At 72.8% G+C, this 23,810-nt stretch carries 20 protein-coding genes; 10 read left to right on the top strand and 10 right to left on the bottom strand.

Features of this window, described 5'->3' with window-relative positions; genetic code table 11:
* Window positions 1–35 precede the first annotated feature (35 nt).
* Entirely contained in the window at window positions 36–587 is a 552-nt protein-coding gene (locus ABB07_RS08155; RefSeq protein ID WP_208898090.1) for a DUF1707 and FHA domain-containing protein, read from the top strand.
* Between the two features lie 107 nt (window positions 588–694).
* On the top strand, window positions 695–1,129 hold the full coding sequence (locus ABB07_RS08150) for a subtilase-type protease inhibitor (RefSeq protein ID WP_208898089.1): 435 nt from the start codon (window positions 695–697) through the stop codon (window positions 1,127–1,129).
* Window positions 1,130–1,173: 44 nt separating this feature from the next.
* Here the strand turns inward: ABB07_RS08150 and ABB07_RS08145 are convergent, their stop codons facing one another.
* Together ABB07_RS08145 and lpdA are read right to left on the bottom strand one after the other, a co-directional pair.
* Entirely contained in the window at window positions 1,174–2,424 is a 1,251-nt protein-coding gene (locus ABB07_RS08145) for a M14 family zinc carboxypeptidase (RefSeq protein ID WP_208898088.1), read from the bottom strand.
* 138 nt (window positions 2,425–2,562) lie between these two features.
* On the bottom strand, window positions 2,563–3,996 hold the full coding sequence (lpdA, locus tag ABB07_RS08140; protein WP_208898087.1) for a dihydrolipoyl dehydrogenase: 1,434 nt from the start codon (window positions 3,994–3,996) through the stop codon (window positions 2,563–2,565).
* A 109-nt stretch (window positions 3,997–4,105) separates the two neighbouring features.
* Between lpdA and ABB07_RS08135 the strand changes: the two genes are divergently transcribed.
* Window positions 4,106–5,020 carry a LysR family transcriptional regulator gene (locus ABB07_RS08135; RefSeq protein WP_208898086.1) on the top strand — a complete coding sequence of 305 codons (915 nt, stop codon included), beginning with the start codon at window positions 4,106–4,108 and terminating at the stop codon, window positions 5,018–5,020.
* A gap of 44 nt (window positions 5,021–5,064) precedes the next feature.
* On the opposite strand, the gene treY is transcribed toward ABB07_RS08135, so the two are convergent.
* Complete coding sequence (gene treY / locus ABB07_RS08130) at window positions 5,065–7,440, bottom strand: malto-oligosyltrehalose synthase (RefSeq protein WP_208898085.1); 2,376 nt, start codon at window positions 7,438–7,440, stop codon at window positions 5,065–5,067.
* A gap of 63 nt (window positions 7,441–7,503) precedes the next feature.
* A complete protein-coding gene (glgX, locus tag ABB07_RS08125; protein WP_208898084.1) occupies window positions 7,504–9,615 on the bottom strand; it encodes a glycogen debranching protein GlgX in 2,112 nt (703 codons plus the stop codon).
* Window positions 9,616–9,809: 194 nt separating this feature from the next.
* Here glgX and ABB07_RS08120 point away from each other — a divergent pair, with 194 nt between their 5' ends.
* The 4 genes from ABB07_RS08120 to ABB07_RS08105 all read left to right on the top strand — a co-directional run bounded on the left by ABB07_RS08120 (window position 9,810) and on the right by ABB07_RS08105 (window position 14,185).
* Complete coding sequence (locus ABB07_RS08120; RefSeq protein ID WP_208898083.1) at window positions 9,810–10,610, top strand: Tat pathway signal sequence domain protein; 801 nt, start codon at window positions 9,810–9,812, stop codon at window positions 10,608–10,610.
* A 48-nt stretch (window positions 10,611–10,658) separates the two neighbouring features.
* Window positions 10,659–12,002 carry a copper amine oxidase gene (locus ABB07_RS08115; protein ID WP_208898082.1) on the top strand — a complete coding sequence of 448 codons (1,344 nt, stop codon included), beginning with the start codon at window positions 10,659–10,661 and terminating at the stop codon, window positions 12,000–12,002.
* Window positions 12,003–12,118: 116 nt separating this feature from the next.
* The gene (locus tag ABB07_RS08110) at window positions 12,119–13,357 is read left to right on the top strand and encodes an SAV2148 family HEPN domain-containing protein (protein WP_208898081.1); all 1,239 of its coding nucleotides are present in this window, start codon (window positions 12,119–12,121) and stop codon (window positions 13,355–13,357) included.
* Between the two features lie 102 nt (window positions 13,358–13,459).
* Window positions 13,460–14,185 (top strand): 3'-5' exonuclease, encoded by a 726-nt coding sequence (locus tag ABB07_RS08105; RefSeq protein ID WP_208898080.1) that lies wholly within the window; start codon window positions 13,460–13,462, stop codon window positions 14,183–14,185.
* A gap of 64 nt (window positions 14,186–14,249) precedes the next feature.
* Here ABB07_RS08105 and ABB07_RS08100 read toward each other — a convergent pair whose 3' ends face one another.
* A complete protein-coding gene (locus ABB07_RS08100; RefSeq protein WP_208898079.1) occupies window positions 14,250–15,113 on the bottom strand; it encodes a phosphotransferase enzyme family protein in 864 nt (287 codons plus the stop codon).
* A 368-nt stretch (window positions 15,114–15,481) separates the two neighbouring features.
* Window positions 15,482–17,740, bottom strand: coding sequence for an MMPL family transporter (locus ABB07_RS08095; RefSeq protein WP_208898078.1), 2,259 nt, complete (start codon window positions 17,738–17,740; stop codon window positions 15,482–15,484).
* A gap of 443 nt (window positions 17,741–18,183) precedes the next feature.
* Between ABB07_RS08095 and ABB07_RS08090 the strand changes: the two genes are divergently transcribed.
* Window positions 18,184–18,735, top strand: a complete 552-nt coding sequence (locus ABB07_RS08090) for a DUF1697 domain-containing protein (RefSeq protein ID WP_208898077.1) — start codon at window positions 18,184–18,186, stop codon at window positions 18,733–18,735.
* Here the strand turns inward: ABB07_RS08090 and ABB07_RS08085 are convergent.
* Window positions 18,701–19,570, bottom strand: a complete 870-nt coding sequence (locus ABB07_RS08085; RefSeq protein WP_208898076.1) for a transglutaminase-like domain-containing protein — start codon at window positions 19,568–19,570, stop codon at window positions 18,701–18,703. The two genes, ABB07_RS08090 and ABB07_RS08085, sit on opposite strands and share 35 nt — an antisense overlap.
* 242 nt (window positions 19,571–19,812) lie before the next feature.
* On the opposite strand from ABB07_RS08085, the gene ABB07_RS08080 reads away from it, so the two are divergent.
* Window positions 19,813–20,448, top strand: a complete 636-nt coding sequence (locus ABB07_RS08080) for a mycothiol-dependent nitroreductase Rv2466c family protein (protein WP_208898075.1) — start codon at window positions 19,813–19,815, stop codon at window positions 20,446–20,448.
* Window positions 20,449–21,046: 598 nt separating this feature from the next.
* Window positions 21,047–21,355, top strand: a complete 309-nt coding sequence (locus tag ABB07_RS08075) for a hypothetical protein (protein ID WP_208898074.1) — start codon at window positions 21,047–21,049, stop codon at window positions 21,353–21,355.
* Window positions 21,356–21,377: 22 nt separating this feature from the next.
* Here the strand turns inward: ABB07_RS08075 and ABB07_RS08070 are convergent, their stop codons facing one another.
* The 3 genes from ABB07_RS08070 to ABB07_RS08060 are packed head-to-tail and all read right to left on the bottom strand — an operon-like array spanning window position 21,378 to window position 23,800.
* Complete coding sequence (locus ABB07_RS08070; protein WP_208898073.1) at window positions 21,378–22,115, bottom strand: sirohydrochlorin chelatase; 738 nt, start codon at window positions 22,113–22,115, stop codon at window positions 21,378–21,380.
* A 10-nt stretch (window positions 22,116–22,125) separates the two neighbouring features.
* On the bottom strand, window positions 22,126–23,010 hold the full coding sequence (locus tag ABB07_RS08065) for an ABC transporter permease (protein ID WP_208898072.1): 885 nt from the start codon (window positions 23,008–23,010) through the stop codon (window positions 22,126–22,128).
* Window positions 22,997–23,800, bottom strand: coding sequence for an ABC transporter ATP-binding protein (locus ABB07_RS08060; protein ID WP_208898071.1), 804 nt, complete (start codon window positions 23,798–23,800; stop codon window positions 22,997–22,999). Before ABB07_RS08060 ends, ABB07_RS08065 begins: the two co-directional genes overlap by 14 nt.
* Window positions 23,801–23,810: the final 10 nt, after the last annotated feature.

Here is a 23,810-nt window from a genome sequence, read left to right as displayed (position 1 = left end):
GGACACCCGGGGTTCACTGCCCGACAATCACCAGCGTGACGTCGTCCTTCGAGTTCTCCACGTACCCCGCGCGGCTGTCCGACGCGGAGCGCGACAAGGCGCTGCAGGTGCTGCGTGACGGCGTCGCCATGGGCCGGCTCTCGCACGACACGTTCGTGCGCCGCATGGAACTGGCGCTGGCCGCCCGCCGCGCCGACGAACTGGCCGCCCTCGTCGCCGACCTGCCCCGGGAGAACCGCTTCTCCCGCGCGGTTTTCGGCACCGTCGAGGCCGTCTCCGGGTTCACCGTACGGCTGCGCCGGGCCTGGCAGGCCGAGCGGCTGCCCAAGCTGCTGCTGCCGCACCCGGCGCACACCCACCCCCTGCGCATCGGCCGCGACCCGGCCAACGGGCTGCGCCTGAACCACGAGACCGTCTCCCGGGTGCACGCCGAGCTCAGCCGCCAGGGCGGCATGTGGTTCCTCAGGGACCTCGGCTCCACCAACGGCACCACCGTCAACGGCCGCCGGGTCACCGGCTCGGTCGTGGTCCGCGAGGGCGACCAGGTCGCCTTCGGCAGGATGGCGTTCCGGCTCGCCGCGGCCTGAGGGGCACCGGCCGGGTGTGTCCGTACCGGCGCTCCCGCACGCGCGCGTGCCTCCCGATCGGGTGATCCGGGCTGTGGAACGCGGCCGCGCGTGCCGATGCATCGGGCATGACGTACCTCACCCGACTGACCACGGCCGCCGGCGCCCTGCTGGCCTGTGCCGGTCTCCTCGCCGCGGCCCCGGCCCAGGCGGCACCCCGCGCCGCGCGATCCACGTTTCCGCTCACCGACAACTGGCTCTATGTGACCGTCATCCGCGGCGAGAACGCCCAGGCCGGTGACAAGCACGGCACGCTGCTGATGTGCGACCCGCTGCCCCTGGGGTACGCGCGCGCGGCCGAGGCCTGCGACGAGCTCACCAGGGCGGGCGGCGACATCTCGCGCATCCCGCAGAAGAAGGTCTTCTGCCCGATGATCTACGCCCCCGTGACCGTCCACGCGCACGGGCAGTGGAACGGGCAGCCGGTCGACTACCAGGAGACCTACTCCAGCAAGTGCGCCATGGAGGCGCGGACGGGAGCGGTGTTCGCCGTGGACCACTGAGCCCGGCGCTTCCCGGGAGAGCCGGCGCGGGCGGCGTGCGGGCCTCACACCGCCCGCTCCCGGGCCTGCTGAGCCGCCACCAGCACCGTCCGGGACTGGTGCTCCACCTGGTGCTCCAACGGCACCCAGCGGGCCCGGAACCGCGCCGCGAAGGCATCGCACCAGTCGGCGACGAGCTGCTCCAGCCGCGGCGCCGCCCGGTCGTCCGTCTCCCGCAGCACCCGCAGCAGCATCGCCGCCGCACGCAGCGGCAGCCGCCGCCCGAAGGCGTCCACGCTGCCGACGTACGCCATCGTCGTGGCGGCGGGCGGGGTGTGGACCCAGTCCTCGGCCAGGCCCGGGATCAGCTCCAGCGCCCAGCGCGCCGCCCGCAGCAGCGGACCGTCCACGCCGTCGAGGCGGGGCAGCGCCTCGGCGAGGATCCGCTCCACCTCCAGCGAGTCCCGCAGCAGCCGCTGTGCCAGGCGCCGCATCGCCGCCGCCGGCGCCGGGTGCGGTGCCGGATCGTCCACCAGGTCGCTCGCCCACATCGGCACCTCCACCACGGCCGTCAGACCGCCGTAGCGGTGCGCGTGGTACCAGGTGCTGTGCCGGGCGTCGTCCGGCATGCTCGGGTAGGCGGCGCCGGTCTCCGGGCCGGGCATGACGTGCACCCCGGGGCCGGAGGCCGGCCAGCCGGCGGCGTCCGAGGCGCCCGCCTCCACCGGGATGTGCAGCTGCGCCGCGGACTTGGCGAACGGCTCCGCGAGCCCGGGCACGTCCCTGGTCAGCTGCACCCAGCTGCCGCCCAGGTCGGTGCCGTGCAGGGTCACCTGGAGGTAGGGCCGCAGCTCGTCGATCACTCCGGTCAGCGCGCGGGTCTCGGGCGGCAGCCGGTCCGGCGGGAGCACGGACGGCGACCACTCCGGCTGCTCGGCGCCCGTCGGCCGGTAGAAGCCGAGGTGGTAGTCGAGCAGGCTGCGCGGCGCCGGCGTCACATGCAGGCTCGCCCCGTCCGGATCCGCGCACAGCAGGAAGTGCCAGGAGGTGTCCGCCCGCAACTCCCGCTCGGCCAGTACGCGTTCGGCCAGCACCCGCAGGGTGGAGCCCCCGGTCGGCTCGTTGGCGTGGGCGCCGGCGACCACCAGCACCGCCCGCCGGGCGTGCCCCACCGACAGCAGGTGCAGGGGTCTGCCCGCGCGTGAGACGCCCACCTGCCTGAGCGAGCACAGCCCGGGTTCCTGAGCGGCCAACGCCTGTGCGGAGGCGATCAGTTCGGGAACGCTGGGGTAGCGCAGCTCCGGCAGAAGACTCACCCCCGACTTGTTCCGCCCGGCTTCGCCCTCCAAGTCCCGCACGCGACGGGTGAACTGTCAAGCATGCGGCGGGGGAGGCTACCGGGGGCGCCCGGACGGAAGCGCGGGGGTGCGGCGGGCGCGGTGCGTGCCGCGGGTTCACTGCTGGTGCAGGCCGCGTCCCGCGAGGGTCAGGAACACCTCGCCGACCGCCTCCGACAGCGTCGGGTGCGCGTGCACATGCCGGGCCACGTCCGCGGGCTCGGCGTCCCAGCCGACGATCAGCTGGCTCTCGGCGATCATCTCCGACACGTGCGGGCCGACCAGGTGCACGCCGAGCACCTGCCCGCCGCCGGCCTCGGCGACGACCTTCACCATGCCGCCCCGGCCGTGCACCATGCCCTTGGCCACGGCGGTCAGCGGCATGGTGTTCACCTCGACCTCGCGCCCGCGCGCGCGTGCCTCCGTCTCGCTCAGCCCCACCGCGGCGGTCTGCGGCGAGGAGTACGTCACCCGGGGCACGGCCGCGTAGTCGACCGGGGCCGGCCGCAGCCCGGCCAGGGTCTCGGCGACCAGCAGGCCCTCCGCGAACGAGGCGTGGGCGAGGCCCAGGGAGGGTGGCGGCAGCAGGTCGCCGACGACATGGATGCCCGGCACGGCGGTCCCCAGCCGGTTCCAGTCGGCCGGTACGACGAACCCCCGCCCGTCCGTCGTCAGGCCGGCCGCGGCCAGGTCCAGGCCCTCGGTGACCGGCGCCCGGCCGACGGCGACCAGCAGCCGCTCCGCCTCCACCGTGCGCGTCTCGCCCCGCGCGGTGCGCACACGCGCGCGTACGCCGTTCTCCAGGACCTCCGCGTCCAGCAGCCGCGCGCTCGCCTGCACGTCGATGCCGCGCTTCTTCAGCCCGCGCGTCAGATGCCTGCTCACCTCGGCGTCCTCCAGCGGAACAATCCGGTCCGCGGCCTCGACCAGGGTGACCTCCGCGCCCATGGACCGGTGGAAGGAGGCGTACTCGACGCCGATCGCGCCGCCGCCCAGCACCAGGACGGACGCCGGCAGCCCCGGCGCGAACAACGCGTCGTCGCTGGTGACCACGCGCCGCCCGTCCGGCTCCAGCCCCGGGAGCGTGCGCGGGCGTGAGCCGGTGGCGAGCACGATCCCCCGGCGCGCGGTGAGGTCGCGCACGCCGAGCGCGGAATCCGTTGTCACACCCTCCACGCGCACCGTGCGTGCCCCCGTCAGGCGTGCGCTGCCCCGCACCACCCGCACTCCGGCGTGCGCCAGATGCGCCTCGACCCCCTTGTGGTTGCGCGCCACGATGTCGTCCCGCGTGGCCACCAGCGCCGCCCAGTCGACCGAGTCCAGCGTGGCCTTCACGCCCCACCGCTCGCGTGCCTCGGCGATGCCGTCGACCAGTTCGGCGGCGTGCAGCATGGCCTTGCTCGGGATGCAGCCCCGGTGCAGACAGGTGCCGCCGACCTTGTCGCGTTCGACGAGGACGACGTCGAGACCGAGGGCGGCGGCGCGCAGAGCGGTGCTGTAACCGCCGGTGCCGCCGCCGATGACGATGACATCCGATGTGTTGATGGTCATGGCATCCACCCTCCGCCCACCTCTTGCCATGAGTCCAAGGCAATGTTCTTGTAGGAGCCATGCAGGATGCTTATGAGCCGGCGCCGGTGACTCGTAGGGGGGCGCGGAGTTGAGCCTGCGGCAGATGGAGTACTTCGTGGCGGTCGTCCACGAGGCGTCCTTCACCCGCGCGGCGGACGCCCTGCACGTCACCCAGCCCGCGCTCTCGCACCAGATCAAGGCCCTGGAGAAGTCGGTCGGCGGCGCCCTGCTGGAGCGCATGGCCCGCGGTGTGCGCCTCACCCCGATGGGCCGGGCCTTCCTGCCGCACGCCGAACTCGCCGTCCGCAGCGCCGCGCAGGCCCGCCGTGCGGCCCGCGCCACGGCCGGCGCCGAGGGCGGCGAACTGCACGTCGCGACCCTGCACTCCCTCGCCGTCGGCGTCCTGCCCGATGTCTTCGCCCGCTGGCGCGGGGCCCACCCCCGGGTCCTGCTGCGCCTGCACGAGTACGCCACCGCCGAGGCACTGGAGGAGGCCGTCCAGCGCGGCACCGCCGACCTCGCCTTCGGCCCGGAACCCGCCGGCCGGCCCGGCACCGTCGTACCGGTCGGCGAGGAGGAAGTCGTCCTGGTGGTCCCGTTCGACGACCGGCTGGCGGGCCGTACGACGGTGACGCTGCCGGAGCTGGCCGACCGGCCCTGGATCCGCTGTGCCATGGAACCCGTCGTGCACGGTGAGCGCTTCCTCGACTGGGCCTGCGGCCGGGCCGGGTTCAGCCCGCGGACCGCCGTGTGGACCGAGCACACCTCGACGGCCGTGCGGATGGCCGCCGCCGGCGTCGGCGTGTGCGCGTCCTCGGCCCACCTCGTACGCGGCGCCGTCGGCGAGGACTGCGTGATCCTCACTCCCGACCCGGCCTGGAAGCGCTCCATGGCCGTCTACGCGCGCGTGCCGCTCACGGGAGCCGCCGAGGCCTTCGTGGACCTCCTGCGCGCCGCCTGGGCCGATCTGGGAGCCCCGCCGGAACGGCCGTACGAGCACTGACGGCTGTCCACCGCGCCCACCGCCTGAGCCGGCTCGGTCCTGGCTCAGTCCTCCGCGACCCGCTCCAGCAGGGCGACCGGCAGCCGTCCGAAGAGGTCCGCCACGCGCGCGTGGCCCGTGAACTCCCGCCCGTCGGTGAGCACGTCCGCCCACCGCCCCGGCGGAAGCGCCAGCCGGGTGTCGCGCCAGCCGCCCGCCTCCGCGAGCCGCAGCGACAGCCGGGTCACCGCCGTCACCACCTCACCGGAGCGCGCGAACGCCACACAGTGCCCGGCCGCCGGCCCCTCGGCGGTCAGCGGCTCGTACGACGCGGCCGGGCCGAAGGCGCCGGGACGGCGGGCGCGCAGCCGCAGCGCCGCCGTCGTCAGCGCGTCCTTCTCGCCGGGCGTCTCGGGCGGGAACGGCACCGGACGCCGGTTGTCCGGGTCCACCAGCGCCCGGTACTCGCCCTCCGTGCCCTGGTACACGTCCGGCACCCCCGGCATCGTCAGATGGACCAGGGCGGTGCCGAGCACATTGGCCCGGATGTGCGGCTCCAGCGCCTTGCGGAAGGCGGCCACGCGCTCACCGGGCGGCCCGCACGGCCCCGCGGCGACGAACGCGGCCACCGCCTCCTCGTACGGCGGCTCCTGCTCCGTCCAGCTGGTGTACATGCCCGCCTCGCGCACATGCTTCAGCAGCGCCTGTTGCACCCGCTCCTCCTCGGCCGGCCCCAGCCCGAACACCGTCTGCCAGGCCGCCCACGCCAGCTGCCCGTCCGGCACGCCCACGCCCTCCTCCGGCCGGTTCACCTCCGCCAGCAGCTCCGCCCACCGGTCCGGGCACTCGGCGAGCACGGCCAGCGCGGCCCGCACGTCGGCGCTGCGCTTGGTGTCGTGCGTGGAGACCACCGTGCCGGTGGCCGGCCAGTCGCGCTGCACGCGCGCGCAGTACGCGTGGAAGTCCTCCGGCGACACGCCCGGCCGGCCCGGATCGCCGCCCACCTCGGTCGCCGACAGCAGCGGCACATAGCGGTAGAACGCCGTGTCCTCCACCGACTTGGCGCGCAGCGCGGAGGCGGTCTGCGCATACCGGGTGCGGAACTCCACCCGGTCGGCGTGGTCCGGCGCCGACGGGTCACCGGGCGGCTCCACCAGCAGCCGCCGCACGATGCCGACGGCCTCCGCCTCCTCGGGCACCACGAAGGCGAGCCGGGCCTCCTCGGCGGCCTCCTCGGTGACGACGGCGGCCGCGTCACCGGAGGCGTACGGCCGGTACACCCGCATCCGCACCAGCAGCTCCTCCACGGCCGTGCGCAGCGCCCAGGGCGCCCGGTCGCGCAGGTCCAGGTCGGGCGAGGCGGCGCACAGCCGGGTGGCCACCCGGGTGAGCCGGTCGGTCTCGGCGGCCAGCTCGTGCGTGAGCACCTTGTAGGCGGCCCGCCGTACCGTCGCGTCCCAGTTGCCGCCCCGGTCCGTCTGCGGGGCCGCGAACGCCCGGTAGCGGCCCAGCAGTTCGTACGCCCCCGTCTGGTCGGTGAACAGGCCGTCCACCTGGCGCAGGGCGTCGTAGCCGGTGGTGCCGGCGACCGGCCAGGACGCCGGCAGCAGCTCGCCGTCGGCGAGGATCTTCTCCACCACCGTCCAGCACCCGCCGGTCGCCTCGTGCAGCCGCGCCAGGTAGGCGTCGGGATCGGCGAGCCCGTCGGGGTGGTCGACGCGCAACCCGTCGATCACTCCCTCGCGCAGCAGCTGGAGGATCTTGGCGTGGGTGGCGTCGAACACCTCCGGATCCTCCACGCGCAGCCCGATCAGCTCCGAGATGCTGAAGAACCGCCGGTAGTTCAGCTCGGTGCGGGCCAGCCGCCACCACACCGGGCGGTACCACTGGGCGTCCAGCAGCCGGGGCAGCGGCAGGTCCTGCGTGCCGGCGCGGAGCGGGAAGGCGTGCTCGTGGTAGCGCAGCACGTCGCCGTCGACCACGAGGTGCTCCAGCTGCGAGCCGACCGGACCGCCCAGCACCGGCAGCAGCACCCGGCCGCCCTGTGCCTCCCAGTCGATGTCGAACCAGCGCGCGTACGGCGAGCCGGGACCCTCGCGCAGCACCTCCCACAGGGCGTGGTTGTACCGGGGGGCCATGGCCATGTGGTTCGGCACGAGGTCCGCCACCAGGCCCAGACCGTGCTCCCGCGCGGTCCGCGCCAGCGAGCGCAGGCCCTCCTCGCCGCCCAGTTCCTCGCGCACGCGCGCGTGGTCCACCACGTCGTAGCCGTGCGGGGAGCCCGGCACGGCCTCGAGGACCGGGGACAGGTGCAGGTGCGAGACGCCGAGCGAGGCCAGATACGGTACGGCCGCCGCGGCGGCGGCGAACGGGAACGCGGGCTGGAGCTGCAGCCGGTAGGTGGCCGTGGGCACCTCCGGTCCGGGGCGCGCAGAAGTCATGGAAACCTACGTACCCAGCCCGCCGTCTTTCCTGTCATCGGCGCCTGAACGGACCACGCCCGGTCACGTCGGCCGCTGCAGCACCGTCAGGCTGCGGTCGGCCAGGGTGATCCGGTCGCCCGCCCCGACCTTCGTCCCGGATCCCGGCGGCACCCCGTCCGGACGGGCGGTGTCGACGACCACCTGCCACTGCCGGCCGTGGTTGACCGGCACCAGGAAGTCCAGTGGCCCGGGGGAGGCGTTGAACATCAGCAGGAACGAGTCGTCCGTGATGCGCTCCCCGCGCGCGCCGGGCTCGGAGATCGCGTTGCCGTTCAGGAACACCGTCAGCGCGGACGCCCGCGCCGAGTCCCAGTCCCGCTGGGTCATCTCCTTGCCCTCCGGGGTGAACCAGGCGATGTCGGACAGCTCGTCGTGGGTGCCCTCCACCGGACGGCCGTGGAAGAAACGGCGCCGGCGCAGCACCGGGTGGTCCCGGCGCAGCCACACCATCGCGCGCGTGAACTGCAGCAGCTCGCTCTCCAGGGACTCCGGCCAGTGCAGCCACGACAGCTCGTTGTCCTGGCAGTAGGCGTTGTTGTTGCCGCGCTGGGTGCGGGCGAACTCGTCGCCGTGGCTGATCATCGGCACGCCCTGGGACAGCATCAGCGTGGCGATGAAGTTCCGCATCTGCCGGGTGCGCAGCGCGAGCACGTCCGGGTCGTCGGTCTCGCCCTCCGCGCCGCAGTTCCAGGACCGGTTGTGGCTCTCGCCGTCCCGGTTGTCCTCGCCGTTGGCCGCGTTGTGCTTGTCGTTGTACGAGACGAGGTCGTGCAGGGTGAAGCCGTCGTGGCAGGTGACGAAGTTGATCGAGGCCAGCGGGCGGCGGCCGTCGTCCTGGTACAGGTCGGAGGAGCCGGTCAGCCGGGAGGCGAACTCCGCGAGCGCCCGCGGCTCGCCCCGCCACAGGTCCCGTACCGTGTCCCGGTACTTGCCGTTCCACTCGGTCCACAGCGGCGGGAAGTTGCCCACCTGGTAGCCGCCCTCGCCCACGTCCCAGGGCTCGGCGATCAGCTTCACCTGGGAGACCACCGGGTCCTGCTGCACCAGGTCGAAGAACGACGACAGCCGGTCCACCTCGTGGAACTGCCGGGCCAGGGTCGCCGCGAGGTCGAAGCGGAAGCCGTCGACGTGCATCTCGGTGACCCAGTACCGCAGCGAGTCCATGATCAGCTGGAGCACGTGCGGGGACCGCATGAGCAGCGAGTTCCCGGTGCCGGTGGTGTCCATGTAGTAGCGGGGGTCGTCGGTGAGGCGGTAGTACTGCCGGTTGTCGATGCCCTTGAAGGACAGCGTGGGGCCCAGATGGTTGCCCTCGGCCGTGTGGTTGTAGACCACGTCCAGGATGACCTCGATGCCGGCCTCGTGCAGCGCCCGGACCGCCGACTTGAACTCCAGCACCTGCTGGCCGCGGTCGCCCCAGGAGGCGTAGGCGTTGTGCGGGGCGAAGAAACCGATGGTGTTGTAGCCCCAGTAGTTGTTCAGGCCCATGTCGACCAGCCGGTGGTCGTGCACGAACTGGTGGACCGGCATCAGCTCCAGGGCGGTCACCCCGAGCTTGGTCAGGTGTTCGATCAGCGCCGGATGCGCGAGCGCCGCGTAGGTGCCGCGCAGCTCCTCCGGGAGCCCCGGATGGCGCATGGTGAGGCCCTTGACGTGCGCCTCGTAGATCACGGTGTGGTGGTACTCGGTGCGCGGCGGCCGGTCGTCGCCCCAGTCGAAGTACGGGTTGATCACCACCGAGGCCATGGTGTGCGGGGCCGAGTCCAGGTCGTTGCGGCTGTCCGGGGCGCCGAAGTGGTAGCCGTACACCTCCTCGCCCCACCGCACCGAGCCGCTGACCGCCTTCGCGTACGGGTCGAGCAGCAGCTTCGCGGAGTTGCAGCGCAGCCCGCGCCCGGGGTCGTACGGGCCGTGCACCCGGAACCCGTAGCGCTGTCCCGGCATCACGCCCGGCACGTACGCGTGCCGTACGAACGCGTCGCTCTCGCGGAGTTCCACCGCTGTCTCCGAGCCGTCGTCGTGCAGCAGACACAGCTCTACTCGGTCCGCGACCTCCGTGAAGACCGCGAAGTTGGTTCCGGCGCCGTCATAGGTGGCGCCGAGCGGATACGCCTCTCCAGGCCAGACCTGCATGGCTACGACTCTCCCAGGTGTGCCGCCGCCCCGGGGCCGCGTTGGGCCCCGAGTCGCCCCGAATTGACGGAACCTCACGTGTCTTGCGTCCCTCTTACCCACCGACCAGCGCACACGGCGGCTCTCGTACCAGCCGTGTGCCGAACCAGTGGGGCAACACGTACTCCCGTGAACCACGGGGAGCAGGGGGAAATGTGCGTGAGACAGTGCACCGCCATCTGGGGAAGTTAGTGGCCGCGGCGGCCGTCGCGGCGGTGGGGACCGCCGCGATGGCCGCGATCACCCTGCCGGGCACGGCCGGGGCGGACACCTCGGCCGGCGCGAGCGGCGGTACGCGCGCCGGGCAGGACGCGGACGCGGTCCGGCCCGGTGTCGTCGAACGCGCGCCGGCCGAACGCGGCAGGGGCACCGGCCGGGATCCGCTCACCGACGACGAGATACGGCGGGCCGAGCGGATCGCCCTGAGCCGGCAGCCGCTGACCACGGGCGAGAACGTCGACGGCGGCCGCGGACCGCAGCGCCTGAGCGTCGACCTCGCCGAACCCGGGCCCGGCGAGGCGGACGGTCCGGCCGCACCGCGCCGGGCCGACCTCGCCTTCTACGACTACCGGACCGACACCCTCGTCACCACCACCGTCGACCTGGACACGGGCAGGGCCGAGCGGACCGGTGCCCAGCGCGGCGTCCAGCCGCCGCCGAGCCGGGACGAGAACACCGAGGCCGCCCGGCTCCTGATCGCCTCCCCGCTCGGTGCGGGCCTGAAGGCGGACTACAAGGACGCCACCGGCAAGGAGCTCACCTCCCCGGACCAGCTGCTGCTGAGCGGCGGCGTCTACCGGGCCGCTCCGGGCGCCCAGCCGGCGGTCCTCGACCAGTGCGGCGTGCACCGGTGCGTCCGGCTGTTCACCAAGGTCAGGAACGGGCCCTGGATCGACACCAGGTCCCTGGTGATCGACCTGAGTGCGCGCAAGGCCGCCGCTCTCGACCGCCGCTGAACAAACGTTTCCTCAGATCTTCGCCTCCGCCAAGGGAGCCCTTTCGTCATGCCCGAGTACGGAATCCGCCGTGCCCGCAGGACGGCGGCCGCCGGCCTGACCGTGGCCGCGCTGGCCGCCGGCGCGACGACCGCCGCGGGACCGGCCGCCGCTCGCCCGGTGACGGCCGCCGCCCGCCTGGTGACGGCCGCCGCCGCGCCCGCCGCCGACTGCAGTGCCGCCTACCGCATCGAACAGAAGCTCTCCACCGGCACGACCTGGCGCATGTGCTGGCACTACGACAGCAAGGCCGGTCTCGTCCTGGAGGACATCAGCTACCAGCCCAGGGACGAACCGAAGCCGATCAAGGTCCTCAACAGCGCCAGACTCGCCCAGATCCACGTCCCCTACGACGACGGCAAGAACGAGTACAGCGACCTGACCGGCCAGGACTACGCCCGGTCGCTGATGAACCTCTCACCCGCCGAATGCCCCGGCGGCACCATCCGGACCGTCAAGGTGCCGGACGCCGTGGACCCGCGGCACCCGGACGTGGGCGGCCTGTGCACGACCACCCGCGCCCGCGGCCACGCCTACCGCATGCACGACGACCGCGGCACGGGCAAGGTCTACCAGGCCCAGGGCAAGGACTTCCTCGTCTACACCGTCAACCAGGTCGGCTGGTACGAGTACATCACCGAGTGGCGCTTCCAGGACGACGGCATGATCGCCATGAACGTCGGCGCGACCGGCAGCCTGTCCTGGGAGGACTACGACGCCGGTGACGGACGCGGCTGGCCCGTCGGCAAGGGCGCCAAGGCCCATGCCACCAGCCACAGCCACAACGTCTTCTGGCGGCTGGACTTCGGTCTCGACGGCTCGTCGAGGACGAAGGTCGAACAGTACGACTCCGCCGTCAGCCCGCGCACCGGCGGACAGCAGGGGCCGACCACGAAGACCACCCGCACCGGGGTCACCAAGGAGACGGCGGGTGACCTGAAGGACTACCGCTGGTGGCGGGTGGTCAGCGCGACCGGCAGGAACAAGGACGGACACGCACGTTCGTACGAGGTGGTCCCCGGCCCCACCACCAAGTACCTCGGCCGCGACTTCACCAGGCACGACCTCTATGTCACCGAGTACAACCCGTGCGAACTGTTCGCCAGCGACAACCCGGCGTGCGACCGCGGGCACCCCTCGTCCGTCGACCGATGGGTGGGCGGACAGACCCTGACCCACCCGGTGATCTGGATGAACGTCGGTTTCCACCACATCGCGCGGGACGAGGACCAGCAGCCGATGCCGGTGCACTGGCAGGGCTTCGCCATCGTCCCCCGGGACGTGACCGCTATGAATCCGCTCACTCCGCGTGACCTGGCATGGCAGAACGGCCATTGGGAGTCGCGTAGTTGAGGAAAACAGTTGAGAAACCGACCTGTCCATCCGGCTGCACCGCCCACCCCTCGCGGAGTACCCTTCCTTGATCGTTGAGACGGGAAAGGTCCGGGGGACCGGAAGGCGGTGCGCGGGTGGGCTCGGGAGGCCTGGAGCTGCCCCCTGGTGACGAGGGTCACGAGGGGAACTCCGCTGACGTCCCGCCCGGCGCGGTGTCCCTGGCCCGGCCGATGGACGCGGGGTCCATCGGGCCGGAGCTGGACTGGGACGCCGACGCCTGGCGCGAGGTGCGCACCCGCGCCCAGCGGGCCGGCCGGGCCTACATCTGGCTGAACCTCGTCGAGCAGCGGCTGCGCGCGGTCGTGGCCGCTGTCCTGCGCCCGATCTACGAACCCGTCCACGGGGACGAGTGGGTGGTCGCCGCGGCCGGTCCGGCCGGGCAGGAGTGGGTGCAGCGTGCGGTCGCCGTCCGTGAGGTCAGCCGCCGCAAGGGCTACCTGCTCGACCCGGCCGACGACAACGTGCTCAGCTTCCTCACCCTGCCCCAGCTGCGTGAGCTGATGGTGCAGCACTGGCCCTGCTTCGAGCCGTACTTCGACGAGCGCCGCGACCTCGAACTCGCCCTCGACGAGCTGGAGGTGACCCGCAACGTCGTCTCCCGCAACCGGGCGCTGTCCGAGGCCGTGCTGAGCCAGGCCGAACGCGCCTCGGCCCGGCTGCTGGAGACGCTCGGCGCGGCCGGTGACGTGCCCTCCGCGCGCCGCCTGCCCGTGGACGCGGTCGAGGACCTGGTCGGTGACCGGTACGCCGACGTCGTCGCCGTCCACCCCGACCGGGTGCGGCTGATGCGCCAGTTCCCCGCCGAGGACCTCTTCGGCGGCGCGCGCCGCCTCGACGCCATCGGCATCGGCCTCAACCTGCTGGTGCAGAACTTCTCCGGCCGCCGTCTGGTCCGGCTCGCCGAGACCGGCTGCCGGGTACGGCTGCTCTTCCTCAACCCGGCCTCCAGCTCGGTCAAGCGCCGGGAGCGCGAACTCGGGATGAAACGGGGCGAACTGAGCCGGTCCGTCGAGATGAACATCCTGCACATGCGCCGGGTCCGCTCCCGGCTGCGCGACCCGGGCGCCTTCGAGATCCAGGTCTACGACGAGACACCGCGTTTCACCGCCTACCTGGTGGACGGCGACGGCGCCGACGGCATCGCCGTGGTGCAGTCCTATCTGCGCGGGGCACGCGGGATGGAGTCGCCGGTCCTGGTGCTGCGCAACGGCAGCAAGCTGGTCAAGTCGGATGAAGTGGGTGAAGCGGGACTCTTCCCCACGTACCGCGAGGAGTTCGAGCTGGCTTGGGCGGATTCGCGCCCCGTGTCCTGAACGGTTCATGACGGCAAGCGGAACGCGATCCTCTGGTTGTCAGTGCCGCGTGCGATGGTGGAGGCCACTGGGGGAAAGCACCACCAAGAAGGGGGGCCGCCCATGGGCTGGCACCGGGAGCTGCTGATCGGCTTCGACCTGGAGACGACCGGGACGGATCCGCGCGAGGCGCGCATCGTCACCGGCGCGGTGATCGAGGTCAGGGCCGGTGAGCCCGGGGGACGCAGGGAGTGGCTGGCCGATCCGGGCGTGGAGATCCCGGCCGACGCGGTGGCGGTGCACGGCATCAGCAACGAACGGGCGGCGGCCGAGGGCCACCCGGCCGACCGGGTGGCCGACGCCATCGCCGACGTCCTGGTGGAGTACTGGAAGTCGGGCGTCCCGCTCGTCGCCTACAACGCGGCCTTCGACCTCACCCTGCTCTCCGCCGAACTGCGCCGCCACGCCCTGCCGTCCCTCGCCGACCGCCTCGGCGGTGCCGCCCCGGCCCCGGTCATCGACCCCTACACCATCGACCGCTGGGTCGACCGCTACCGCCGCGGCAAACGGAACCTGGAAGCGGTCTGCGCCGAGTACGGCATACCCCTCGACGCGGCCCACACCGCCCCGGCCGACGCCCTCGCCGCGGCGCGCCTCGCCTCCGCGATAGCCGACCGCCACCCCAAGATCGCGTCCCTGAGCCCGGCCGACCTCCACCGACGCCAGATCGAGTGGTACGCGCAGTGGGCGGCGGACTTCCAGGCGTTCCTGCGCCGCAAGGGGGACGCGGAAGCGGTGGTGGACGGGGCATGGCCACTGCGGGAGCTGACGGAGAGCCAGCCGGTGTAGCCGGGCCGTGCGGCTCGCCGGGCTCAGCTCCGGCGCCGGGCATCCGGAGAACACCGGAGCACGGTCAGAACGCGTGCCAACGGACGGTCTCGTCCCCGTCCCGCAGCGACGCGACCCTGCGCCGGAACTCGGCCAAGGCCTTCGGGTTGCCCGGCGCGTGCTGGGCCACCCAGGCGCAGCCGGCCGTCTCCCGGGCGCCCCGCAGCACCGCACAGCCCTCCCACTCCCGCACGTCCCACCCGTACGCCTCGGTGAAGGAGTCGTACGCCTCGGCGGGCAGCCCGTACCGGTCGCGGGCGAGGGCCATGACCACCAGGTCGTGCTCACGCAGGTCGGCGGAGAAGGTCTCCAGGTCGACCAGGACCGGCCCGTCAGGACCGATGTGCACATTGCGGGGCAGCGCGTCGCCGTGGATCGGGCCCGGCGTCAGACGGGGCGTCAGCGCGGCCGCGGCCGCCGCGAACCCGTCCCGGCGCGCGCGGAGGTAGGCCGCGTCCCCGGGGTCGATCGCATCGCCCGCGAGCCGCAGCCAGCGCTCCACCCCGCCCAGCAGGTCGCGGGGCGGCAAGGCGAAGGGAGGAGAGGGAAGTGCGTGCACCATCCGCAGCAGCCGCGCGAGATCCCGCGGCTCGGCGGGGCGTACCGGATCGGGCAGCCGGTGCCACACGGTCACCGGGTGGCCCTCGACCAGCCGCGGTTCCGGCTCCGCCGCCCGTACCGCCGGCACGCCCGCCTCGGCCAGCCAGCCGGCGACGTCCAGCTCGTGCCGGGCCCGCTGCAGCAGCTCGGCGTCGCGGCCGACCTTCACCACCAGGTCACCGGCGGCGAACACCGCGTTCTCGCCGAGGGCGAGGAGAGCCGCGTCGCGGGCCCGGCCCGGCAGCACTCCCGCCGTGGCCAGTACGTCCCGTGCCCGTGCCTCGTCCATCGTGCCTCCGCGCCCCGCTGCCGTCCCGTGCCGTCTGTCCGGCCAGTCTCGCATTCCCACAGGTCGGGCCGTGTGCGCGGTCCCATGGCGGTGGGGACCAGGCCCGCCCTGGCGGACGACCCGGAGGCGGCGCGCCGCCTGAAGGACATCGGGCGGAGACGGCGAAGGAGGGAGGCACACGGCGGGCGGACCTGGTCGAGGCCGAACTGCCGGGCGGTGCGGGCGTGCAGGGCGGTACGGCAGCGCCCCGAAGGGGCGCGGGGCTGGGTCGCCATGCGGCTCCGCCGCGTGTGCCGACCAGCCCGCACGCCCCCGCACTCGCGCACGCTCCCCACCACTCCGCCGCGTGGGCACCGACGCGGACCCGCTCAGACCGGCAGGCGCTCACTCTCCTCGCGCCCCGGCCGCACCGCGGCCGCCAGCGGGGCCTCGTCATGGGTGAGGTCGGGAAGGCGGCGCAGCCACGTCGGCAGGTACCAGTTGCGCTCGCCGAGCAGGGCCATCACGGCCGGCAGCAGCACACCGCGGATGACCGTCGCGTCGATGAGGACCGCCGCGGCCAGGCCCACGCCCATCTGCTTCATGGACTGCATCGACAGCGTGCCGAAGATCGCGAACACGGCGACCATGATGACCGCGGCGCTGGTGACGACACCGGCCGTGGTGACCACGCCGTGCCGGATCGCGTCCTTCGTCGTACGGCCGTTCATGCGGGCCTCACGGATCCGGGACACCACGAACACGTGGTAGTCCATCGACAGCCCGAACAGGATCACGAACAGGAACAGCGGCAGCCAGGTCACGATCGCGCCGACCCCCTCCGCGCCCACCAGCGAGGCACCCCAGCCGTGCTGGAAGACCGCGACGAGGATGCCGTACGCGGCGCCCACCGACAGCAGGTTGAGCACGATCGAGGTGATCGCCACGGTCAGCGAGCGGAACGACAGCAGCATCAGCAGGAAGGCGAAGACGATCACGAACGCGAAGACCGGGACGACGGAACCGAGCAGCTGGTCGTTGAAGTCGTGGTTGCCGGCCACCTGTCCGGTGATCGGCGCCTGCACGCCGGACACCTTGCCGAGCGTGGCGGGCCGCACCTCGTCGCGCAGCTTGTCCAGGCTCTTGACCGCCCGGTCCATGTCGGAGCCGCCGACCAGCGGCACGGAGACCAGGGCGACGTTCTGTGCCGCGTGCAGCCGGATGTCGACCGGGCCGCGGGAGGCACCCGAGGAGACCGCCTCCTGCTTGAAGTCGGCCAGCGCCTGCCGCACCTCGGGCGCGTTGATGTCCTTGGCCTTGACGACGACCTGGGCCGGCTCACTGCCGCCCGGGAAGGCGTCGTTGACCCGGTTGTACGTCTGCACGATCGGCAGCGACTTCCCGAACTCCTGGTCCAGGGTCAGCTGTTGGGTCTTCATACCGAGCGCGGGCGCGGCCACCGCCAGCAGCGCGCCGGCCGCCACGACCACGGAGACCAGCGGCCTGGCCAGCACCACGCGCAGGACGGCGGTCCAGACCCGGCTGCCCTCGTCCTCGGCCCGCTTCCGGTTGCGGTTCCGGCGGCTCAGGAACGGGATCCGGCCCTTCTCCACGCGCTCACCGAGCAGCGACAGCAGCGCCGGCAGGACCGTCACCGACCCGGCCATGGCGACCGCGACCACCATCAGCGAGGCCAGACCCATCGCCTCGAACTGGGCGAGCCCGGTGAAAAGCATGCCCGCCATCGCCACGCACACCGTGACCCCGGAGACGATGACCGCCCGGCCGCTGGTGGCGGCGGCGATCCTGAGGGCGGTGCCCGGGTCCTTCCCGGCCTGGCGTTCCTCGCGCTCACGGCGCAGGTAGAACAGGCAGTAGTCGACACCGACGGCCATACCGACCAGCAGCATCACGGAGTTGGCGGTGTCGCTCATCGCCTGCAGATGGCTGACGAGGCCCATCAGACCCATCGTCGCCATGATCGCGGTGATCGCGAGGGCCACCGGCAGCAGCGCCGCCACCAGCGCCCCGAAGGCGATCAGCAGGATGCCGAGGGCCACCGGCACCGCCGAGTACTCGGCCTGCTTGAAGTCGTCCCCGAAGGCGTCCTTGTACTGCTTCTGCATGCTGGCGCCGCCGATCTCCTCGATCCGCAGCGAGCCGTGCGCCTTCTGCACCCCGGCCACCGCGTTCAGCACCGGCTCGACCCGGTCGACGGCCGTCTTGGCGTCCCCGCGCATGTCGAACTGCACCAGCGCGCTGCGGCCGTCCCGGGAGATGGTGTGCGTGTCGTACGGCGAGGTCACGGCCGTGACCTTCCCGGTGCCCTCGACGGCCTTCACCACGTCGGCGACGGCGGCCCGGAACTCGGCGCCGGTCGCCGTGACCCCCGTGTCCTTGCCCTGGATCAGGACGGTCTCGCCGGCCGGCTCCTTGATCCCCGCGTCGTCGATGATCTGGGCGGCGGTGTGCGTCTCGCCCTTGAGCTGGTTGTTCTCGTCTACGTCGACCCGGCCCGCCGCCGAGCCCAGCCCCATGGCCAGCACGACGAACAGCACCCAGATGCCCACGGCCGCCCAGCGGTGCCGGGCGCTCCAGCCCCCGGCGCGGGCGGCCAGCCCCCGCACCGGCACGTCCCTGTTCCCCATCGCGGGTCTACCCCCTCGTGTGCGGTGGCGACCCCCTGCCGCCACCTCTGCGCTTGCTCCGGTACGACCGTATGAGCCGGATAAACGCGTCTCGTCGTGCTGCCCGGTGAAGTCGGCGGCCCACCGGTCCGCACTGGGGAGGACCGCGGCCCCTTACACCTATCCGCGCTTCTCAGGGGCATGTCTCGGGGTTCGGCGGCCTGTTCCGCAGCCTGTCGCGCGGGTTGTAGGCCGCGGGTCGCCGGCCGCCGGACATGGGCTGTCCGTTCTGCCGCCGGCGCGGCGGTTTGTGATTACGAAACCTTGTTGAACAAGTCACAGCTGCGTGTAGAGGTTGATCCACCACCCGCTCATCGGCGAGAGTTTCGCGCAGCCCCGCCTGGCGCGGGCCCGGCCGTCGTGCCCACCCCCACGGGGCACGACGGCCGCTCTACGCTGGCCGGATGACGACCTACGCGGCGCTGTTGCGCGGAATCAACGTCGGCGGCAGCAGGAAGCTGCCGATGGCCGACCTCCGTACCCTGCTGACCGGCCTCGGCCACACCGGCGTACGCACCCATCTGCAGAGCGGCCAGGCCGTGTTCACCAGCGGACACGGCGACGAGGAGTCGCTGGCGGCGGAGTTGAGCCGGGCGATCGAGGAGCGGTTCGGTTTCCCGGTCGACGTGATCGTGCGCGACCACGCGTATCTGAAGGCGGTCGCCGAGGCCTGCCCGTTCCCGGCCGCCGATCTGCAGCCCAAGCAGCTGCACGTCACGTACTTCTCCGTACCGGTGAGCCCGGACCGCTTCGCGGACATCGACCCCGCCGCCCACCTCCCCGAGGAGTTCCGCCTCGGCGACCGCTGCCTGTACCTGTACGCCCCCGAGGGCCTCGGCCGCTCCAGGCTCGCCGAGGTGCTGTCCCGCAGCCCCCGGACCAAGGGCCTGATCGCCACGAGCCGGAACTGGAACACCGTGCTCAAGCTGGTCGAGTTGACGGCTCCGGGAGCGTGACGGTCCGCGGGCCGAGGAAGGTCGTGCGCGCGACGATCTCGCGGGGTACGGCGAGCCTCGGGTCCGCGTGCAGCCGGCGCTGCTCCTCGGCGGAGCCGGCGGCGGCCACCGCGTCCAGCAGCGCGAGCTCGTCAGGGCCGAGAGGACGCTCCGCATCCCATGGCCCCCAGCAGTCCCAGGGGAGCGTCTCGGTGCCGGCCACACAGGCCAGGTCCAGCACGACACTGTGGGCCACCATCCGCAGACCCCGCAGCTCCGGTACGCCCCAGACGCCGAAGGAGTCCGGGTCCGCCTCCCCGGACCGGCAGGCCCGCCACGCCTGCCCGGCGACGACGAACTGGTCCCGGGGCACGTCCAGCGGGTCGAACGGCACGCCGTAGCGGTCGTCGTGGACCTGCGGGTCGGCCAGCCGCCAGGAACCGTCGGGCAGTTGGTACTCGGTCACCCAGTGGTCGTCGTGGAAGCCGGCGACGAAGTAGGCGGCGTACCCGCCCCGGACGCGGGCCGGGGTGCCGGTGGCGCGCAGCAGCGAGCACAGCAGCAGCGCGTAGTCCCGGCAGACGCCCACGAACCGCTGCCCGTACGGCCGTTCCCCGGTCAGCGGGCCACTGCCGCGCTCGCGCAGGATGCGCAGGATCTCCGTCACGTACCGGGACTCGGCGTCATGGTGCAGCCGTTCCTCGGGAATGGCCCATCCGAAGCGCTCACCCTCCAGCCGGTGCAGCACCAGCCCGCGCACCAGCCCGGTGAGCCGGCGCGGATCTCGCGGCAGCACCGCCACGTCGAGATCACCCGGGTCGCTGTACGGCGTCTGCCGCAGAGAGAAGTCGTCCATGCCCCGCACGCTCCTGCTTGCCCCAGGGGCAAGGTCAAGCACGGCCTTCGCCTTCGGCGCGGGCGCCGGGATCAGCCGGATCGGCGTCGTGGCGGAACCGGAACGTCTGCGCCGGACACGGATCGCGGTGGTGGGCCCGGTGCGGCGGCCCGGGAGCGGTGGCTACCCCGAGGAAATGGACCACTTAATCGAGAGTTGATTGGGTCGGGACGCTGAACCAATGCGGCACTAGCGTCGTCGCCATGACCTACCGCGACACCGCTGCCCAGCCCGCCCCGACCCGCGTCGACTTCTTCTTCGACCCCGCCTGCCCCTTCGCCTGGATCACCTCCCGCTGGCTGCTGGAGGTCGAGCGCCTGCGCCCGCTCGACCTCCGGTTCCGGGTGATGAGCCTGTACCTGCACAACACGGGCAACGAACTCCCCGACTGGTACCGGGACCTGGTGGACCGGTCGATCGGGCCGGTGCGGGTCGCCGCGGCCGCCGCCGAACGGCACGGCGACAAGGTGCTGCGCGACCTGTACACCGCGTTCGGCACCCGGATCCACGAAGGCCGGACCGAGGACTTCGACCGGGTGGTCACCGAGTCGCTGGCCGAACTCGGCCTGCCCGCCGACCTGTCGGCCGCCGCCCACGACCCGTCGTACGACGACGCGGTGCGCCGCAGCCACGAGGCCGGCGTCGAGCCCGGGACGGGCGGCTATGTGGGCACGCCGACCCTGCACCTCGACGGCACGGTGTGGTTCGGTCCGGTGCTGCGGGCCATTCCGCGGGGCGAGGAGGCGGCCGAACTCTTCGACAGCTTCCGGGTGCTGGCCCGCCACCCCGACCTCTTCGAACTCAAGCGCACCCGCACCGGCGCCCTCCGCTTCGACTGAGCAGGAGCGAGGGGTGGCCGATAAACGTCCCTGGAGCGCCTCGGATTCGCCGCTCGTGTGACACGCGAGCCGGGGCCGGCGCAGAAGACCAAGAGCCGCCGTGGTCCGACGTCGCAGGGGAGCGCCGGACCCCGGCGGCAGCCCTTTACCACGCGCCCGTCCCCTTGGGCCAGCGCTCGCCGAACGCCGCGACAAACCCGTCCCGTTGTCCCTAGGGTGAGGCGCGCGGACGGCCGGAGGGGCGACCGGAAGGGGTGAGGGGACGGATGAGCGTGACGGGCGTACCACCACGGGCACTTCCGCGGTACGGCGGCGGCAGGAACAACCCGGCGGCGGAACGTCCCCCGTGCCCTCCACGGCCCGGTCAACGAACCCCGGTCACCCGGACGGGTGGCGATTTTCAGCCCAATCGGCGGTGTCGCGGCTGGCCGGACCCTGATCCACCGCACCGCACGCACGGTGTCCCTCTCCGCACCATCGGTAACGTCAGCCGCCTCAGCACCTTCATCTTCGGCAACCAGAGCCCGGTCGCCCGCGCCGAAGCCGTAGCCACCCCCCACCCCCGAAGGCTCCTTCGGACGACAAGCGAGGACAGGACATGAGCACCTACGACTTCGGGCACACCCCCGCCTATTTCGCCCGTATCGACCCCAGGAACGGCACACCCGATCTCGAAACCCTCATGGACGTCGCCGACCGGCTGACCGGGGCCCTGCGGGCCGAGTACCCGGGGATCGCCGGGAACGGTGAGGTCATCCAGGCGGAGCTGGCGCTGTCCGCGGAGGACGGCCTGCCGCCCAACCGGGGCCGGATCCGCACCGCACTGGAGAACGTCGCCATCACCGCGGGCGCGGGCACCGCCAGCCTCACCTACACCCAGCACCTCCTGCAGGCGCTCGGCCTGTGAGCCGGGGAGGGCCGGGGAACGGTCAGGCGCCCAGGGCCGTCAGCGCCGGCCGGCGCGCCGCGTCGTAGCGTTCCAGCAGCACCCGCGCCACCTCCGGCGCGGGGCCCAGCACGTCCGCCAGTACGTCCGCCCCGGCCGCGCCCCGCGCGATGCGGTCCGGCAGGAAGCCGGGGGCCAGGACGTACGGCGCGACGGCGACCCGCTCGCAGCCGAGGGCGCGCAGTTCCCGTACGGCGTCCTCGGTGCGCGGAAGGGATGCGGAGGCGAACGCAGGCCGCACGGCGCACCAACCGGTGTGCCACCACTCCCGCGCGATGTCGGCGATCACTGCGATCGCCTCCGGGTCGGAGGACCCCGCCGAGGCCAGCACGACCCCGGTCGAGGACTTGTCGGCGGGGCTCAGCCCCGCCTCGTACAGCCGCCGTTCCAGCGCCGACAGCAGCAGCGGCGACGGGCCCAGCACGTCCGCCTGCCGGATCCGCAGCCGGGCCGGCGCCTCCCGCAGCGCGGCGGGGATGTCGGCCTTGGCGTGGAAGGCCCGGGTCAGCAGCAGCGGCAGGGCGACGACGTCCCGCACCCCCTGCGCCGCGAGGTTCTCCAGCACCCCGGGCACGGACGGGACGTTGAAGTCCAGGAATCCGGTCTCCACGCGCAGCCCCGGTCGCAGCGAACGAACCCGCTCCACGAGGGCGTGCACGGCCTGGGCGTGCCGCGGGTCGCGGCTGCCATGGGCGATGACGAGGAGAACCGGATCCTGCATGGGGTGCGCCTCAGCCCTTCACCAGCAGACCGCGGCTGCGCAGCACCCACCGCTCCAGCGGGCTGAAGATCAGCAGGTCGATGGCGATGCCGACGAACAGGATGAGCAGGATGGCCTCGAACACCATGGCCATGTCGCTGGCCGTGCGGGCGTCCTCCAGCAGCTGGCCGAGGCCCGTGCCCAGGTCGGGGAAGTTGGCGATGATCTCCGCGGCCATCAGGGAGCGCCAGGAGAACGCCCAGCCCTGCTTCATGCCCGCCACGTACCCGGGCAGGGCGGCCGGCAGGGTGACGTGCCAGGTGCCCTTCAGGCCCGTGGCGCCCATCGTGCGGCCCGCCCGCAGGAACAGCGGCGGCACCTGGTCCACGCCGGACACCAGCCCGTTGGCGATGGACGGCACGGCACCGAGCAGGATCACCGCGTACATCATCGAGTTGTTCAGGCCCAGCCAGATCACCGCGGGCGGCACCCACGCCACCGACGGCAGCGACTGCAGACCGGACAGGATCGGCCCGATGGCCGCGCGCACGAACCTCACCCGCGCCACCACCAGGCCCAGCGGGGTGCCGATCAGCAGCGCGAAGCAGAACCCGAGCAGACCCCGCGAGACGCTGGTCCAGATGTAGCCGAGCAGCTTGCCCTGCAGCCAGTCGTTGCGGAAGGCGTGCCAGACCGCGCCCGGGGTGGGCAGCTTGGTCGGGTCGTCGACGATCTTCAGGCTGATCAGGCCCTGCCAGACCACCAGCACCACGACGATCGCGGTGATCGGCGGGACCACCTTGTCGACGAAGGTCTTACGAAACGGCGTACGACCCGGCTGCGCGGTCTCCAGCGCGTCGAGGCCCGCCTCCACGCTCCCCGTCTCGGGAGAGGTCGTCGTCTCAGTGCTGGCCATGGCGGCGGATCTCCCCACGCAGTACTTCGGTGATCTCCAGGGACAGTTCCGCCACCGGCGCGTCCTCGATGCGGCGCGGCTGCGGAATGTCGACCTCCCACTGGCGGGCCACCCGGCCCGGGCGGGAGGAGAGCAGCACGACACGCTGCGCGAGCCGCACCGCCTCGCGCACGTTGTGCGTCACGAACAGCACGGACAGCCCGGTCTCCGACCAGATCCGGGTCAGCTCGTCGTGCAGCACGTCCCGGGTGATGGCGTCCAGCGCCGCGAACGGCTCGTCCATCAGCAGCAGATTGCTCTCCTGCGCCAGCGCGCGGGCCAGCGCCACCCGCTGCCGCATACCGCCCGACAGCTCGTGGACACGCTTGCCGTACGCGCCCTTCAGCCGGACGAGTTCGAGCAGCTCCTCGGCCTTGCCGCGCCGCTCGGACTTGGCCACCCCCCTGAGCTTCAGGGCGAGTTCGATGTTCTTGCCCGCGGTCAGCCACGGGAACAGGGCGTGCTCCTGGAACATCAGGGCCGGGCGGCCGTCCGTGGTGATGGACCCGGCGGTGGGCCGGTCCAGGCCCGCCACCAGGTTCAGCAGGGTGGACTTGCCGCAGCCCGAGGCCCCCAGGAGGGTGACGAACTCGCCCGGCGCGACATCGAGGCTGATGTCGTCCAGGACGAGCTGCTGCCCGCCGGGTGTCGCGAAGGACTTCGAGACGTGCTCGAGGCGTGCGGCGTACTCGACCGACTCAGCGGCCTTGGCGAGGGTCGTGGCCATGGTCGTCACCTCCTGGGAACTCATCGGGACTGGC

It is taken from the genome of Streptomyces incarnatus, from assembly GCF_001027185.1.
Classification (GTDB): domain Bacteria; phylum Actinomycetota; class Actinomycetes; order Streptomycetales; family Streptomycetaceae; genus Streptomyces; species Streptomyces puniciscabiei.
Note: the sequence above shows the minus strand (reverse complement) of the source record. Positions and strands in the feature narration are given on the sequence as shown.